The 15,981-nt window shown below is 56.2% G+C and carries 12 protein-coding genes and 1 tRNA gene; 2 read left to right on the forward strand and 11 right to left on the reverse strand.

The features are described 5' to 3' along the window. Positions 1 to 70 precede the first annotated feature (70 nt). The gene (locus RVY76_RS03295; protein WP_317375822.1) at positions 71 to 907 is read right to left on the reverse strand and encodes a transporter substrate-binding domain-containing protein; all 837 of its coding nucleotides are present in this window, start codon (positions 905 to 907) and stop codon (positions 71 to 73) included. A gap of 385 nt (positions 908 to 1,292) precedes the next feature. After that, complete coding sequence (locus RVY76_RS03300; RefSeq protein WP_410796017.1) at positions 1,293 to 2,636, reverse strand: LLM class flavin-dependent oxidoreductase; 1,344 nt, start codon at positions 2,634 to 2,636, stop codon at positions 1,293 to 1,295. Positions 2,637 to 2,653: 17 nt separating this feature from the next. Here RVY76_RS03300 and RVY76_RS03305 point away from each other — a divergent pair, with 17 nt between their 5' ends. After that, positions 2,654 to 3,586 carry an IS5 family transposase gene (locus RVY76_RS03305; RefSeq protein ID WP_317373939.1) on the forward strand — a complete coding sequence of 311 codons (933 nt, stop codon included), beginning with the start codon at positions 2,654 to 2,656 and terminating at the stop codon, positions 3,584 to 3,586. Positions 3,587 to 3,607: 21 nt separating this feature from the next. On the opposite strand, the gene RVY76_RS03310 is transcribed toward RVY76_RS03305, so the two are convergent. Next, complete coding sequence (locus tag RVY76_RS03310) at positions 3,608 to 5,533, reverse strand: hypothetical protein (RefSeq protein WP_317375824.1); 1,926 nt, start codon at positions 5,531 to 5,533, stop codon at positions 3,608 to 3,610. Between the two features lie 1,524 nt (positions 5,534 to 7,057). Here RVY76_RS03310 and RVY76_RS03315 point away from each other — a divergent pair. Next, on the forward strand, positions 7,058 to 10,264 hold the full coding sequence (locus tag RVY76_RS03315) for a metallophosphoesterase (RefSeq protein ID WP_317375825.1): 3,207 nt from the start codon (positions 7,058 to 7,060) through the stop codon (positions 10,262 to 10,264). A 344-nt stretch (positions 10,265 to 10,608) separates the two neighbouring features. On the opposite strand, the gene RVY76_RS18655 is transcribed toward RVY76_RS03315, so the two are convergent. From RVY76_RS18655 to hisD, 8 genes are all read right to left on the reverse strand, one after another. After that, positions 10,609 to 10,779: a helix-turn-helix domain-containing protein gene (locus RVY76_RS18655; protein WP_410796006.1), complete on the reverse strand. Its 171-nt coding sequence runs from the start codon at positions 10,777 to 10,779 to the stop codon at positions 10,609 to 10,611. A gap of 248 nt (positions 10,780 to 11,027) precedes the next feature. Beyond that, a complete protein-coding gene (locus RVY76_RS03320; RefSeq protein ID WP_317375827.1) occupies positions 11,028 to 12,206 on the reverse strand; it encodes a DUF6538 domain-containing protein in 1,179 nt (392 codons plus the stop codon). 62 nt (positions 12,207 to 12,268) lie between these two features. Further along, a tRNA-Phe gene (locus RVY76_RS03325) sits at positions 12,269 to 12,343 on the reverse strand. Between the two features lie 169 nt (positions 12,344 to 12,512). Further along, on the reverse strand, positions 12,513 to 12,686 hold the full coding sequence (locus RVY76_RS03330) for a DNA gyrase inhibitor YacG (protein ID WP_317375828.1): 174 nt from the start codon (positions 12,684 to 12,686) through the stop codon (positions 12,513 to 12,515). Then, positions 12,683 to 13,726, reverse strand: coding sequence for a ribonuclease E/G (locus RVY76_RS03335; RefSeq protein WP_317375829.1), 1,044 nt, complete (start codon positions 13,724 to 13,726; stop codon positions 12,683 to 12,685). The genes RVY76_RS03330 and RVY76_RS03335 overlap by 4 nt, the downstream gene beginning before the upstream one ends. Continuing rightward, positions 13,723 to 14,298, reverse strand: a complete 576-nt coding sequence (locus RVY76_RS03340; protein ID WP_317375831.1) for a Maf family protein — start codon at positions 14,296 to 14,298, stop codon at positions 13,723 to 13,725. Before RVY76_RS03340 ends, RVY76_RS03335 begins: the two co-directional genes overlap by 4 nt. A gap of 1 nt (position 14,299) precedes the next feature. Continuing rightward, entirely contained in the window at positions 14,300 to 14,518 is a 219-nt protein-coding gene (gene infA / locus RVY76_RS03345) for a translation initiation factor IF-1 (protein ID WP_007205486.1), read from the reverse strand. Between the two features lie 113 nt (positions 14,519 to 14,631). Continuing rightward, positions 14,632 to 15,939 carry a histidinol dehydrogenase gene (gene hisD, locus RVY76_RS03350; protein ID WP_317375841.1) on the reverse strand — a complete coding sequence of 436 codons (1,308 nt, stop codon included), beginning with the start codon at positions 15,937 to 15,939 and terminating at the stop codon, positions 14,632 to 14,634. Positions 15,940 to 15,981 lie beyond the last annotated feature (42 nt).

Below are 15,981 nucleotides of genomic sequence, written 5' to 3' on the forward strand. Positions count from 1 at the left end.
CGGGCTCCGCATGTTGGAGGGGACCCGTGGATGCAGGTACATCCACGGGTCGGCTGGGAGATTCAGCAGCTCAGAAGTTGGGTTCCGGAACCTCGTCCGACGGCAGCGGCATGACCGTGCCGAACCACTTTTCCTGAAGCTCGGCGATGGTGCCGTCCTCGTTGTACTTGCGGATGCCTTCGTTCAGCGCGTCACGCAGACTTTCGCTTTCCGGCTCCTTGCGAAGCGGCCAGGCCTGGTAGGAGGGCTTGCCGATCGACGGCAGGACCAGCTCGAAGGTCGGGTTCTGCGCGGTCAGGTAGGCCAGGTTCGGCATCGCGCCGGAAACCGCGACGATCCTGCCGGCGGCCAGATCGGCGTAGGCCTCGGGGGAGGCTCCGTATTCCTTGAAATCGGCCACGCCACCATCCAGCGTTTCGATATATTCCTTGAATTGCTGGCCATGCGATGCACCGCGCACGCCGCCGACCGGTTGGCCGACAATGTCCTCGGGCTTCGTGATCTCGTCATTCGAGGCCAGCTTGACCAGCGTCACGGTCGCGTCGCCGATCGGCAGGGTATAGTAGTAACGCTCCATCCTGGCCTTGGTGATCGTGGTGCCGGCCAGGACCATGTCGTATTTCCTGGCCTCCAGTCCCGGCAGTACCGAAGCCCAGGGCAGGTCGATCCATTTCACCGTCACACCCATGTCGGCGGCGATCAGGTTGATCAGGTCCACGTCGAAACCGACCGGCGTATCACCGTCCAGGAATTCGAAAGGCGCATAGTTCAGCTCGGTCCCGACGACCAGCTCGCCACGTTCCTTGACCTGGTCCAGCACATCCTGCGCCTGTGCGCCGGACGTCATCGCGGCTGCGGCCACGGCCGTTAAACCGACGGATCTGATGAATTTGAAGACACTGCGCATTCGGAATTCCTTTCGGGGGGAGAGAATTGGATGGTTTGAAGTTATCTGACGTTTCTTTCGGCACCCGTGGGGGAGCATCTGCTTGTTTTGCGAGCGCTTTGATTTGCGCTTTTTGGGTTTTCACGCTGCTTCGACTGGCCGGGTTCCGGAAGCGGATCGCGACAAGGCCGGCGGGTGGGAGATGGGAAAGTCCTGCGCTGCCTATTTTCGTGGCTTCCGTCGAACTTGCTCGATCGGGCCGGCATCGACGGAGTGATCGATGCCGGCTCCAATTCAGGCACAGGCAAATTGGAGATCTGACTGCCAAGACCTGTACCCATTGGGGATCGGCGATCCCGGATGGCAGCCGATGCGCGGATTGACGCCCGTGCACCGGCAAACGCCTTCAGGCATTCTCGTCCTGCTTCGCCGTTTCCTGTTTCGCAGTCTTGAAGCGGCTGACGGGACGGGCGAGGCCGAGGTTCTCGCGCAGGGTCTTGCCGGTATACTCGGTCCGGAAGACGCCGCGTTTCTGCAGTTCCGGCACGACCAGCGACGTGAAGTCCTTGAGATACGAGCCCTGCACCGGCGACATGATGATGAAGCCGTCGCCTGCACCTTCGTCGATCCAATGCTGCATCTTGTCGGCGACCTCTACCGGATCGCCCAGGAACAGCGTGTGAGAGCTTTGCGCGGCCCAGTGCTGGATCATCTGGCGCAGGGTCAGACGATCCTCGAGGATCAGCTTGCGCGCCACGGAATAGATCGCCTTGGAGGCATTGGATGCCTGCTGTACGCGGTCCTCCGGGACCGGCTCGTCCAGGTCGAGGCCCGAGAAGTCCACGCCCGTCATGAACATCTGCAGCAGGCTGAGGCCAGCGTCGGGATGCAGCGAGTCCGACAATGCATCGAGCTTGGCCTGTGCCTCCGCATGGGTTTTCCCGACATAGACCGGGATGCCGGGGAGGATCTTCAGGTCGTCGGGGTCGCGGCCATACTTTGCCATGCGACCTTTGACGTCCGCATAGAACGCCTTGGCGTCTTCCAGCGACGAGCCCACGGAGAAGATCACCTCGGCGGTTCGTGCGGCCAGTTCCCTGCCTGCGTCGGAGCCGCCCGCCTGCACGATCACCGGGTGCCCCTGCGGCGGCCGTGCCATGTTCAGGGGGCCGCGCACCTTGAAGTGGGCCCCTTCGTGGTCCAGCTGATGCAGTCGATCCGGCGCGAAATAGTACCCGCTCTCCTTGTCGGCCACGAAGGCGTCATCGTCGTAGCTATCCCAGAGGCCCTTGACCACGTCGAGGAATTCGTCGGCCTTCTCGTAGCGGATTGAATGGGGCTCCAACCCGTCCTGACCGTAATTGTACGACGTCGCCAGATGGTCGGACGTCACCACGTTCCATGCCGCCCGCCCGCCGGAGAGGTGGTCGAGCGACGCGAACATGCGCGCGAGGTTGTAAGGCTCGGTAAAGCTGGTGGAGGCCGTGGCGGCCAAGCCCAGATGCGAGGTCTGAGTTGCCAGCGCCGAAAGCAGCGTCAGGGGTTCCAGCCGGTTCATCGAATTGGTCCAGCGGGCGCTTGCCTCGAACGGACCAGGGGCCACGGCAGGGCTGTCCGCGATGAAGAGAAAATCCATGCAGCCCGCTTCGGCTGTTTGCGCGACATCGGTCCAATGCGCGAGCGAGGTCGCCGCATCCGCGGGGCGTTGTTGCAGAACTCTGTCTGCGGGCGATTCACAGCGTGAATCCAGTTGGTTAGACGGGCTGCATGAGCAAGCCTTCCCCCGCCCGCTACCGCACGACGAACTGGTCCAGCTACAACGCTGCCTTGCGCAAGCGCGGCTCAATGCTGATCTGGATAGACCGGGAGATGGCTTGGCTGGCGCCGCATAAAGGTCGGCTCGGACGTCCACCCGTCTTCTCAGATGCCGCTATCCAGTTTTGTCTGTCGGTCAAAGTTCTCTTCAAGCTGCCCTTGCGACAGACCGCCGGTATGGTGGCCAGCCTGCTCCGGTTGGCGGGGCTGAACTGGTCCGTCCCCGACTTCAGCACCCTGTGCCGCAGGCAAAAGACCTTGGCGGTCCAGATCCCGTATCGCTGCTCCGATGGCCCGCTCAACTTGCTCGTGGATAGCACGGGCATCAAGTTCCTCGGCGACGGTGAGTGGCAGGCGCGCAAGCATGGCGCCCAAGGCCGTCGTCAGTGGCGCAAGGTGCATCTCGCCATGGATACGGCCACTTCCGACATCCGGGCCGTCGAGTTCACTCCAAGCCGCGATGGCGACAGCCCGATCCTACCCGAGCTACTCGGCCAGATCCCCGAGGACGAGCAGATCGGCACGGTGACCGCCGACGGTGCCTACGACACACGTCGCTGCCATGCTGCTATCGCCGACCGGCAAGCCACACCGATCATCCCGATCCGGAGAAACGGGCGCGCCTGGAAGGAAGACGGCCCGGCAGCGAAGGCGCGGAACGAGACGCTGCGCGCCACGAAGCATTACGGCAGAGCATTCTGGAAGTACTGGACCGGATACCACGCACGCAGCCGCGTGGAGGCGAAAATGCGATGCCTCAAAGCATTCGGCGAACGCATAGCCGCAAGAGACCCTGACCGCCAAACCGCCGAGATCCACATTCGCGTCGCACTCATGAACCGCTTCAATGCCCTCGGCACTGCCGAGATCGTTCGCGTCGCATAACCTCAGCGGGGGAAGGGGAAGTCATGCCTCAAGCGTGAGTTCTGCAACAATGCCATTGTCTTCCCAAAAAGATTTACTGCCTGTTCGGTCATAAACTTGAGTCACAATGCCCTTCTGCTCAATCGCGACACGGTGAAACTCAACTGGACCGACCAACCGCGTCAGCAGCTGAGGATCCGCAGTCGCGTCGAGCAGCAATAGGCTCGCCTCATCGGGTATTTCTAACGGCCGCGCTTGGCTTACGATGATGTCATCGGTATCTGGGTCGTATGTCACGCGCTCCAAGTTATCGCGAGTTCCAAGGCGCAGTTCCTGTTTCAGTACGTCGAGCAAAGCAGAAAGCGCACGGTATGGGCCATTCGGTTTCAACTGCAATTCCGTTGATCTTCGTGGGTCAAACTTTACCCTCGGCTCAAAGGAAGAGAGATCTACTTTGTTTAGCTGTGGTATGCCAATACCAGCTTTGCGAAGATTATGTAATGCCGGGCCGCCGTCAACGATGGCGTGATAAACCAACTTGCCTAGATCCGGCGCATCGTTGTTCACAAGACTCTGACGTACGATATTGGATTTAATGCTAACGGTTTCAACTGAACCCATTAAGAACGCCTCGTCGACTATGACAATGTTGGGCGGCGGCTGGAGGCGATTTCTTCTAAGGAATAGATATGCGTGCGGGAACAAAAATACCTTATTGACGACTCTCGTTACAGGATCATCAAGTCCAAACTGAAGAATGTACGGGCAATCCCTAAAAAACTCGCACCTTTCAAGGCTTTCGCCAGAATCGCCACCCCCTTCGCAGGCATTCTTAAAAACCGATAGACCAGCGCGCTCCAACGAGCGAACATACTCATGCCGCTGGCAAAGAACCCGAAGGTTGCCCTTCGTCCCGCCCGTTCGGGGAAGAACGTGCACTACCTCCGCGTTCACCTGAAGGTCCGCAAGCTGCCTCTCATAATCAGCAACCATTTCGTGGTTTGGAGCATAGATTTCGACGACCACCCCAACCTGATCTGAAAGATACCTACAGAGCTGTTCAACCGTTTGATATGTTTTTCCAGCGCCCATCGTAACACGGAGTGCAACACGGGGAGCATTAGCTTGGTCGTCAAAATACTCCTCAAGAACCTCTTCCAGCTTGGCGGTTCCAGTTTCTTTGTCTACCGTGGAAATTTTGTGGTACGGTTCAGAGGCTGGGTAAAGCATAGTATTACTGGTGCGGCCGGTAAATGAATAGGTACCTGCGTCTAAATCAGCCTTACGACGTATAGCCTCCAGAAAAGCGTCCCGCTCGGTCCACTTGCCATCCGTTGTATCTGCATCGGCAGTAAATATCTCCCATGTGCGCTTTGCGATTTCGTCGGCAGTGGGTGGTCTAGTGACATGTCTATCTTGAACGAGCTGTGTAGTCGCTATGTTCGAACACATCAGAAGAAACCGCTCCCGACCGTCGACGACCTTCCTGCTCAACGGATCTCGGACGATACCTTGTCGGTCCGAAGGAGACGCAACGCCCGTCACTTTCGAGACTCGTTTGCGTACACGTAAGCCAAGGTTTAGATTGTCAGGCACGCAAACTTCAGAACGTTTCTCAAAGTAATCATAGAACCCAGAGCGCTGAGGTAATGGGTCATCTTCCAGGTATTCGAAAACGGGATCGGCCGTAAAGTGAGGTTGGACGGCGTTAAAGATCGCATGATCCACCGGATAGCCATCAAGCCATACTTTCAGTTCGGCGTCGCTAACGGCGCGGTTGAGCCAAAACCACAGATGCACGCGGATGCTGCCCGGCTTAACGCACATTGAAGCCGAAAACTGATAGTAGAAACTAACGCCGTGGAAACTAGCGGGGAGGTTGGAAACCACGCGAGAAAGAATCGCATCCGTGTTCTCCGATACGCTACTAAGCTCGGCAGGCAGATCGATGCTGTCAATGTCGAGCATGCACCAATGTCGCTTCGTTGGTTGGAAATATGCCGTTTGTGATGCGGTTTGCCTCATGGTCCTTGTAACTTGTTTCTCGTCCAGGCCCGCACACTGGGCCCCTCTGATCACCATACAATCGCTTTGTGTCTCAAGAGATGAAAGTGCTTCCCCGAGGCTTCGTAGACATCGAACGGGGATAGTTTCCGAACAAAAGTATTTCGGCATGGTGATCTGTCGAGAAACTAGTCTTCCGTCTTCACCGCGTCTGAAATACTTTGTAAGCGCAATACCGTTTGCAGACCGTAATAGCGTCAAATAATCTTCGCTCATGTTTATCGCGCGCCTTCGAATTTGTCTTCCTATGATTTGTTGCCCTGTCGTGAAACGATTCGCAAGGGTCCATTTCAAAAACAATTCGTCTTGATTCACGCGTCTCTTCGTGCCTACGGCGGCGACTCACTCCATCCCGGGCGAAATCTAATTACAGAATATTCTTAGTGGTACAACAATTGGGCGGCAAATCTCCTTGAATTAATCTTGGAAAATAATGATGTCATTATACGGAGACCCACTGCTTTCCGGATCTGGCTGGGGCGTTATCAAAGATGTTCGCCTAGAATGGTTGGATATGGGTGATTGAAACCTGTTAAGCAGGCTTCCGCTAAGATGTGTGTTTTCGCGGGGCTTTGAAGCCCAGCCGCAGAGTTGTTCTTAAAGGGACAGGGTCCTATATATACTTATAGGATCTTGTCCCCTTAGTGGGATTTTAAGATCCCGCAGCCGACAAATCGTTAAGTTTGCTTCCGGGCCGCCGATACATATACCGTCTCCCCCCTCTGGTTTCTGGGTTTGTCACATTGGATCTGCATCTTCAAAGAGGCTAGACCCGCTCTTGGACCTAATCTTGGCTCTGTTTTGTGCTGAGCTAGTTGACGGGCGAAAATACTAATCACCGGGCGTGATCATATACGGTAACGGGTAGGGGGTGGGGTGGCACCTGCCCCGGGGTATGGAGCGGCTACATTCAGTCAGGTAGCGCCGTAGACAGTGCTTTAAATCGTTCAGAAAGTAGGGATGGTAGCCATCGCTGATCGTTGACCCTCGGACACTCGCTCAAAGCCTCTACGCGTCAGTCCCAGATCAAACCTTCAAGATGCATACCGTAACCTGGAGACTGAAAGATCGAACCGACTTACCTTCGTGGAGATCTCGCCACCAAGCGACCCTCACCGGCCGTATAACAAACCGTAGTACAAGATACGCCTGTTGACCCATCCTAGAAGATCACGATACGCCTTGTTTTGCTGGAGCGTATGACGCCGGTAGTGCCTGTAGGAGGAACACAACAGCGAAAACCCTCCGCCCCCGGGCACCACCTAAATCTCTAAGTCATTGATACGCAACAGCTTCAGGAGCAAGCTACACAAAGCGTATAACATGCTGGAGGTCCAGCCGACGCGAAGCGGCGTAGTTCGTTGCCTTAGTTCAGCATGTATTTAAATATACTGGTCATACTATAGAAGTTTTGGGAGCATTCGAGCTTTGACATCACCCGTAAATCTGAACGTACTCCATTTAAGTGACCTTCACTACAAATCCGATCGCGCGCATGATCAGGGTGTTGTGATCAGCGCCCTTCTTGAAGATATTGGACGGCAATCATCGCTGATCGGACCACCTGATCTGATAGTATTCTCTGGTGATTTAGTGCACTCGGCAGATGATAATCGGGCGTACGAAAATCTCTTTGATGCTTTTATAGAGCCCTTGCTACAGAAAACAAATTGTGACTTCACACGCTTGTTTCTCTGCCCTGGAAATCACGATCTCAGCAGAAAACAACTTATTAAAAACAAGGAACTTCAAGGTTATATCGAAAGCTCTTGCGAAACCCGCGAGCAGCTAAACGAACACTACCTGAATGGTTCCGCCCAGAAGCTGGCCAAGGAGAAATTTAACGATTTTTTCGATTTTGCTGAGTTCTTCGATCCAGAGGGAGAATTGTACAGAGACGAAATAGTTTCCGTGTACGAAATTGAAGACCTGAGCTTAACAATAATCAATCTAAACACAGCTTGGCTTGGTCGTGGCGGAATTGAAAATGTGAGCGATCTTCAGAAGCTTGCAGTACCTGAAGCAGCGCTTACTAAGGCATTGGCTGTAGTAAACGACGAATTCTTCACAATCGTTAATTTCCATCACCCATTAAACTGGCATATGGAGCATTCTTCGCAAGATTTTCAAGATTTAGTGCGAAGTAAGGTAAATTTATTTCTTTGCGGTCACGTCCACGACCCCAGACCAATGGTTGCGGTAGGCCAATCAGGAGGAACTATTCATAATCAGTCCGGCGCGCTGTACACATGGAGGAAAGATAGATATCTCGGCTATTCGAATTTTCGTATTTCGCCGAGGGCTAAACTTACTGAGCTAACGTGGCGCTCCTACTTTGACCGACGACGAACATTCGACATCGCGACAAATATTGATGATGGAACAGGCCGATATTATTCATCTGACGACGCTCGGATTCATTTTTCACGAATAATTGACGGAGCTCGATCAGCATCTATATCAACGTGGATATCGGAAGAAGTTCTTCCTCCTTATCTCGATTCAGCTATCGAAAGTATTTTGGACAAGCCAACGTCGGAGCTGTTTGTAACTCCACCTTTATCTCGTCTGTTGCCGGCTAAGAGCATAGATGATGAAATTGAGGGGGCTATTATTGAGGAGGACGTGAGGCTCGAGGATATTATTGCTGACGAACAAAATTATATTATTGAATCGTATCCGGAACACGGGAAGACATCACTTTTAATTGAAATTTGTCGCCAAATCGCCACAAACGCGCAATTTGCGAATAACAGCCGCAAGGCTATTCCCATCCACTTACCCTTTAGCATTTTCGTCCCCGGAACTAAACGCGTTGAAAAGGCGATTCGTGACCGTCTTCCAGGCACGCCTCCGGGATGTGACCTTGACGTTCTACTAAAGGAGGGCTGCTTTGCAATCTGCGTCGATGACGTGGTGTACGGTGACGCTAAGCGTATTAAAGAATTAAGAGATTTCGTTGGAAATTATAAAGCCAATCGCTTTATAATTACAGTTACAACATTCCGACATCACGAACGTTTAATTTCGAACGAGAACCTTGGCGCCCACTTTGAACACGTTCGGCTTCATCAGCTACGACGTCCTGACTTACGGAAGCTTATTCGGAAAATCGACGAGACGAATGGTTCAGAGGAAGAGCTTCTCAATAGAGTTATAAAAGAACTTCGCGCCATCAACGTTCCGGCCACGCCATTAAATAGCTCGTTGCTTACCGATATCCTCTCTAGGGACAGCACATTTTCACCGTTGAATCGCCCATCGCTGATAGAGAGGTTCATCGAAACATTACTTAAAAAGAGGTCCATCGGAGAGGTCGAGAGAAAGAGATTCGACTTCCGAAACCAGGTTCATTATTTGGGCCACATCGCTGAGTATATGTGTCGGAGAAACTCGTATAAGCTAAGATCAGACGATTTATACAAGGTGACCCTGTCTTATCTTGAAAGCCTTGGCTTTAATTTCACTGCACGTGATATAATAGAGAATGCGATTAGCTCAAAGATCTTCACTGAAAATAAGTCCGACAATACGGTCTACTTTCGATTCAGGGCATTTCTTGAATTTTTTATAGCCTCGAAGATGCGAGACGACCCAGACTTCAGAGAATGGATTTTCGACGAAGATAGATATTTAAGTTATCTCAATGAGATCGAATACTATTCTGGGCTTGAGAGAAATAACCTTAAACTTCTCCAGATCGTATCAAAACGGCACCTACAACATCATATAAGCATTTTTGGCGTAGAGTTTGACAATGTTGTCCAAAATAGTCAATTTAAATCGTTTCCTACATCTCTTGAAGGAAGTAAGAAATTCGCGGAGGAGTTAGCTGAGCAGTTAAAGGAAGCACCTCTTACGGCGGAGGAGCGGGACGAAGTACTGGATGCTGAAATTCCTCGGGATGCAGAAGGTCGGCAGGAGGTATTCCGTCCCTCACCTAAAGATGCATCATCTAAGTATATGCTCTCGCTGTTCATGTATACTAATCTCGTGAAGAATACCGAGCTTATTGAGGATACCGAAAAGCGATACCATTTATCGTGTGTGCTTAGAAGTTGGTCATCTACTATTCTTGCGTCCTTCCTCTCAATTCCGAGTTTGGTAAAGAACAGAAAGATGACCATCAATGGTTTGACTTACATAGTTTCTTTCCCACTTGAGCTTTCCGATGAAGAAGTCGCTCGCAGGATAGCGTTAAACTTACCCAAGGAGATTGCTAGACTAATTCATCTTCTCGTCGGCACTGAGAAACTTGAGAATCAGTTGGGGCAAACTACTTCTATAGAGGCTGGAGAACCAAATGTTACCTCTTTTTTGCGTAGTGCTCTATATATTGATCTACAATTGAGGGGTTGGTGGAGGGAACCCGGAAAATTTATAAGTTCTGTGCACGGAGATAACTTCTTTCAGGAGGTGATGTTGAGCAAGGCCGCTGATGTCTATAAGTTGGGTTCATTTAACAAGCAGGTAGGCAATGAGCTTGAAGATGAAATTGTTGAGACGTTCGCGCGTCTTTACGCACCGTCGCAAGCCGACATTCAGAAAATCCGCAATCGAAAGAAAGCCAGCATGAGGCTAAATAAGAACATTCGGTCCATTAGGGCTAAGCTACCTGGGCAGGGTGATGATTAGATGCCTTAGGCTCTTGCTCACTGTTTATATTGCACCATACAAGTATGTTTCGCTAGGCTATATCTTCCTAAAGCATACTTTTTATTTTTTCTTTCGAGGCTGACGAAAAAATATAATTTAGTGGCAGTACTGGCCCGGTGAGATCGACGCCTACGCTTCGGTCAGTGGCTGAGATGATATCTAACTTCTCGTGACCGATGCAACTCACTGTTGACCAGTCTTGCTATAATTAAAATTTGGCGCGATTATGATTCTTCAGATGTCTACATTGAAGTAAGCGAATGCAAAATAGAACTCCTCGCAACACCTCTCTTGACCATTGGCTTTTATGACCATTTTACAAGTTATTCTTCTACTTCCTTTGGTCTGCACCCGATACAGATTACAGCCTGACGACTTAGCCCGGTCGCCTTCGAGATCGCGCTAGCTCCATTGCCCTGGGATAGCATTGCCTTTACGATATCCAGCGTCTCGCGTTCGTATGATGGCTTCCTTGCCCCTGTACTTTCGGTCATCGCCCCGCACAGCCTCTATACCGGCCCTCTGAGCTGCTTTCGTCGCTGCCGCTTGCTTGGGGCCGTTTGTAGCCATGAAAGCAATAAGGGCGTCCCGTATGGCTTCTTGCATAGGGTCCTGCGGTGTGCCGTCGAAGCTCATGTTGTTGATCACCGTGCGGATAGTCACGGCCTTGCGGATGAACTCCCGTATTGTGTCGGTCACTTCCTAGCCCGGGTCCTGCGATCTACGAAGTTGCTTGCCGTGATCATGCAACCGCAACAAGCCACTTTCGAAGAATGGGGATCGGATATCCTGTTCCGTATCCATGGCCAACGCCATCGGTCTGCCAACCACCGATCTGATCGACGATATCGGCCGGACATTCGACTGCCCTTAGCCGGTCCCGCATAGAGTGGCGAAAGCTGTGCATCGTTGCACCGTCAGGGACATACGTTTTCAGCCATTTATTCAACGCCGCACTAGCTGCATTGGCGTTCGTGGTATTGGTCTTGTTGTACCGTGGAAAGGCAAACCTTGACCCACCTTGCTTAGCTTTGATCCTCTGCGCCGCCCAAAATGCCGAACCGACAAGGGGGATTTCGCGGGCGCTTCCCGGTGTCTTCAAGCGTCGCCAAGGATGCGGTTGAATACGGACGAAGTAGCGTCCCTCCGCGCCTTCCACGATATCATCGGATGCAAGTCCCGCCGCTTCCGCCAAGCGCATCCCGGTATCCGCAACAAGCGATACCAACCACCGCATTTCATCGTCCGCGAGATAACAGTTTTCTTGCACTATCCTGATTGCATCAAGGGGGACCGGTTGACGATCCTTCACCCCTGCGGTTCGGTCAAAATAGACCTTTCCGAACGGGTTCGTAATATCCAAGCCCTTTTCTGAGGCTGCAAAGTTGATCACGGATCGCACGGTCCCGAAGATACGGACGATGCTACTGCCCGCCATGCCCCGGTCTATCAGCGCATCCCGAAAGGTGTTGGCGTCTGTCTTCTTGTATTCAGAAATTGGTCGGTCCCCACAGACATCGATCACGTAGCCGCAAGACCGCTCTGCCGCACGATGGAAGGTGGTTCCTTTGCCCTTCCCCTTCAAACGCAGGTACACGCCTACGCACTCTGAGAGCGTCATATAGCCATTGGTGACGCCGGGACTGCTAATCGGCTCAGGACCAATAGGAACGGCCCCAGAGCGGAGCATATGCTTGCCGGGAAGCTCCGTATCCCTGCATCGAAGGTGATACCAATACTCGTCGAGCTGTGCAGAGGCTCGTATCGCCCGTGACGCGGCTATCGATGCTGACCTTGTTCGTAGCGAGTATGAGATTCGAGATGAAGTGTAGTGCCGTCTCAGGGCCGTCGGAACGCGCCTTACGAAGTAGTAGACGCCGTCTTTGGTGAAGGTATGGGAGGCAGAAATGTTCTCCAGCATGTTATACGCCTTGTGTAGCTTGCTCCTGAAGCTGTTGCGTATCAATGACTTAGAGATTTAGGTGGTGCCCGGGGGCGGAATCGAACCACCGACACGAGGATTTTCAATCCACTGCTCTACCCCTGAGCTACCCGGGCACGGGTGAGGGCGGAACCCTCTGGGTGGCGACCTCTTAGACGGGGGCGGACGGCAAGTCCAGAGGGTCGGCCGGAAAAATGCGGAGATTCGAAGCTTGGGTCGATCGGCCGGTCGGAGCGTGGGGAACGAACGGGTTTCCCGGTGCGGATGACGCGCGACTTGACGGTGTCAATGTTCGGTTTCGTCCCGCTTGCGGTCGTCGTCGGACCATTCGTCATCGGCCTCGACGGGGACCGCGTAGCGGCCGGTCAGCCACTTGCCGAGGTCGATATCGGCACAGCGGCTGGAGCAGAACGGGCGATAGGCGGGAACGGTCTCGGACTTGCAGATCGGACAGGTCATGGAGGGAAGCTCCGCGTGAGCTCGTGCAGGGGAAGGCGGTCGCGCTTGCGCTGGAGCTCGAAACAGCCGAGCGGCGTCCAGCCGGCGAGGACCGTATCGACCGGATCGGCGCGGAACGCCGCGCGCAGGATCTGCTCCAGCGTCTTGCGGTCCTTCTTGGGGCAGGGGGCGAAATCGATCGTGATCTGCCCGCCGAGTCCCCGGCATCTGAGCTGCCCGGGAAGCGCACGGGCCGCCGCGATGTTGGTCTTGAGGCCCGCGGCGAGCGACGTGTCGCCGCCGGTATTGACGTCGACGGCGACAAGGGCACGCGTGGGCTCGATGCTCATCCAGCCATGCGCGTCGAGTTCGGCATGGGAAGAGGCCAGCACGTCGATATGGTCGTGGATGCCGTGATCGGCGAAGTTCCCCGGCTCCGAGAAGATCGCGTCGGGCGTGGGCCAGTCGCGCCAGGCGAGCATGTGCGGGTCCGGCCCGTCGAGGAGCAGCTCCGGCTCGCTTCCCTCGTCGGCCGCGACCTGCTTGGCGAGATCCATCGTCGCGGCGATGTCCTCGGCGATTTCGCCGTCATCGGCATGTTCGGAGGCGCTGCGCAGGATGAGGCCGAGATCCTCGGGTGCGCCGGCCACGTCATGCGCGATGGCGAGCAACGCCTCGCGACGATCGTCATCGCGGATGCCGCGCGCGACGTTGTAACCGGGCGCGCCGGGCGTGACGATCACGTGGCGCGACTTGAAGAGCGGACGTGCGGTCACCGGCACGGCCTTGCCGGCTTCGGCATAGCCCGTGACCTGCACCACGATCATCTCGCCGGGCGCAAGGCCTCGCGCCTGCCGCAGATAGGCACGGCCATCGGGCATCCGCAGCGTCACGCCACCTTGTCCCTTCATCTGCCGATCGACCTGCGCGCGATAGATCGCGCCAGGTACCGGACGGCCGCCTGGATCCTCGATCAGCAGGTCGTCGAGCTTTCCGTCGACCAGCATCGCGGCTGCCAGACGCTCTCCGAAGGCATCGAGATGGACGGTGCGCCCCTTCATGCCGCGCTCCGCGTCGATAGGCCCGCCGCTTGAAGAAGCTGCGCGGTCTCGTGGAGGGGGAGGCCCATGATGGCCGAGAACGACCCCTCGATCCAAGGCACGAAGGCGGCTGCCGGCCCCTGGATCGCGTATCCACCCGCCTTGCCGCGCCAGTCGCCCGTCGCGATGTAGCCGTCGATTTCCTCGCGCGAGAGACGCTTCATCCGGACCCGGCTTTCGACGTCGCGGATCCAGGTCCGCTCGGTCGTGCGCACGGCGATGGAAGAGTGGACGCGATGCCTGCGGCCGGACAGAAGGCCGAGGAACTCGCGCGCCTCGGCTTCGTCGGCGGGTTTGCCGAGGATGCGACGGCCGGCCGCGACGCTCGTATCCGCCGTCAGGAGGACCTCGCCGTCGGTGATCTCGATCGCATTGGATTTCTCGCGCGCCATCCGCGTGACGTAGGGGCGCGGGGTTTCGTCCCCGGCCGGCGTCTCGTCGATGTCGGGCACACGGACTTCATCGGGAACGAACCCGATCTGGGCGAGAAGCTCGAGCCGCCTGGGCGAGCCGGATCCGAGGATCAGGCGCATCTCACTTGAAGCGATAGTTGATCCGTCCCTTGGTCAGATCGTACGGGGTCATCTCGACCTGTACCTTGTCGCCGGCCAGAACGCGGATGCGGTTCTTGCGCATCTTGCCTGCCGTATGCGCGATGATCTCATGGCCGTTCTCCAGCTCGACCCTGAATGTCGCATTCGGCAGGAGTTCCTTCACGACACCGGGAAATTCGAGCAGTTCTTCCTTGGCCATGGTCATTCCTGTCTTGCCGCCCTCCGTTCGGGCGCTCCACTAGATGAAGCGTATCGCGCCGGTTTTCAAGACGTTATCTCGGGGTGCGCCCATTTCGTTAATTCCGGGGTCGTTCACCCGCCTTCGTTGAGCCGGTCGAGCCGCGCACGGACGCTCAGCCCATGCGCCTCGAGGCTTTCGGATCGGGCGAGCGTCTCGGCCGCGCCGCCGATCGCGCCGAGGGCCGCGGGCGTCATCCGTGCCATCGTCGTGCGCTTGAGAAAATCGAGCACCGACAATCCGCTCGAGAACCGCGCCGAGCGCGCGGTCGGCAGGACGTGGTTCGGTCCCCCCACGTAGTCGCCGATCGCCTCGGGTGTCCATTTCCCGAGGAACATGGCCCCCGCATGGCGGATCCGGGCGGCGAGGGGCTCCGGATCGTCGACGCAGAGTTCCAGGTGCTCAGCCGCGATTCGATTGGCAAGCGCCGCGGCCTCGTCGAGATCGCCGACAACGACGATGGCCCCGAAATCGCGCCAGCTCGCGCCGGCGATGTCGCGTCTTTCCAGCGTTTCGAGCCGCGCCTCGACGGCCGCGGCCACAGAATTGGCCAGATTCGCATCGTCGGTCACGAGGATCGATTGCGCGCTCTCGTCATGTTCGGCCTGGCTCAGAAGGTCGAGCGCGATCCAGTCGGGATCGTTGTCGGCATCGGCGATCACCAGAATCTCCGACGGTCCCGCGATCATGTCGATGCCGACCCGGCCGAAGACCCGCCGTTTGGCTGCGGCGACATAGGCGTTGCCCGGGCCGGTGATCTTGTCGACGGGTGCGACGCTCTCGGTGCCGTAGGCAAAGGCCGCGATCGCCTGCGCGCCGCCCACGCGCAGCACCTGATCGACGCCTGCGATACGCGCCGCGAGAAGGACGAGCGGATTGACGCGCCCGTCGGGCGTCGGCACCGCGACGACCAGCCGTTCGACCCCCGCCACCTTGGCCGGGATCGCGTTCATCAAGACCGACGACGGGTAGGAGGCGAGGCCCCCGGGCACGTAGAGCCCGGCCGCATCGACCGGCCCCCAGCGCCAGCCAAGCGTCGCGCCGGTGTCGTCCTCCCATTGTGCATCGCCGGGCATCTGCCGTTCGTGATAGGCCCGGATCCGCCCGGCTGCGAGCTCCAGCGCCGCGCGTTCCGCTTCGGGCACGCGCGCCACATGCGCGTCGATCTCATCCTCGGTGAAGAACAGCGTTCCGGGCGTGAGGTCGAGCCGGTCGAACCGCGCGGTCAGTTCGATCAGCGCCGCATCGCCGCGGGCGCGCACATCGGCGATGATCGCGGCGACCGCGTCGTCGACATCGACGCTCTCCTCGCGCTTCGCGCCAAGAAGCGCTGCGAAGCGGCTCTCGAAATCCGGGTCCCCGGTATTCAATCTCGCGGGCATGGACATTCCCTTCTGGCGGCAGGGTCACTGGCCGCGCATGGG

This window comes from Palleronia sp. LCG004, assembly GCF_032931615.1.
GTDB lineage: Bacteria > Pseudomonadota > Alphaproteobacteria > Rhodobacterales > Rhodobacteraceae > Palleronia.

Bases quoted from the DNA above. Each gene is read 5' to 3' on its own strand.
- RVY76_RS03335 (WP_317375829.1), bottom strand. From the start codon at position 13,726: ATGAAGGGGCGCACCGTCCATCTCGATGCCTTCGGAGAGCGTCTGGCA.
- RVY76_RS18655 (WP_410796006.1), bottom strand. From the start codon at position 10,779: ATGACCGAAAGTACAGGGGCAAGGAAGCCATCATACGAACGCGAGACG.
- hisD (WP_317375841.1), bottom strand. From the start codon at position 15,939: ATGCCCGCGAGATTGAATACCGGGGACCCGGATTTCGAGAGCCGCTTC.
- RVY76_RS03340 (WP_317375831.1), bottom strand. From the start codon at position 14,298: ATGCGCCTGATCCTCGGATCCGGCTCGCCCAGGCGGCTCGAGCTTCTC.
- RVY76_RS03305 (WP_317373939.1), top strand. From the start codon at position 2,654: ATGAGCAAGCCTTCCCCCGCCCGCTACCGCACGACGAACTGGTCCAGC.
- RVY76_RS03295 (WP_317375822.1), bottom strand. From the start codon at position 907: ATGCGCAGTGTCTTCAAATTCATCAGATCCGTCGGTTTAACGGCCGTG.
- RVY76_RS03320 (WP_317375827.1), bottom strand. From the start codon at position 12,206: ATGCTGGAGAACATTTCTGCCTCCCATACCTTCACCAAAGACGGCGTC.
- infA (WP_007205486.1), bottom strand. From the start codon at position 14,518: ATGGCCAAGGAAGAACTGCTCGAATTTCCCGGTGTCGTGAAGGAACTC.
- RVY76_RS03330 (WP_317375828.1), bottom strand. From the start codon at position 12,686: ATGACCTGTCCGATCTGCAAGTCCGAGACCGTTCCCGCCTATCGCCCG.
- RVY76_RS03310 (WP_317375824.1), bottom strand. From the start codon at position 5,533: ATGCTCGACATTGACAGCATCGATCTGCCTGCCGAGCTTAGTAGCGTA.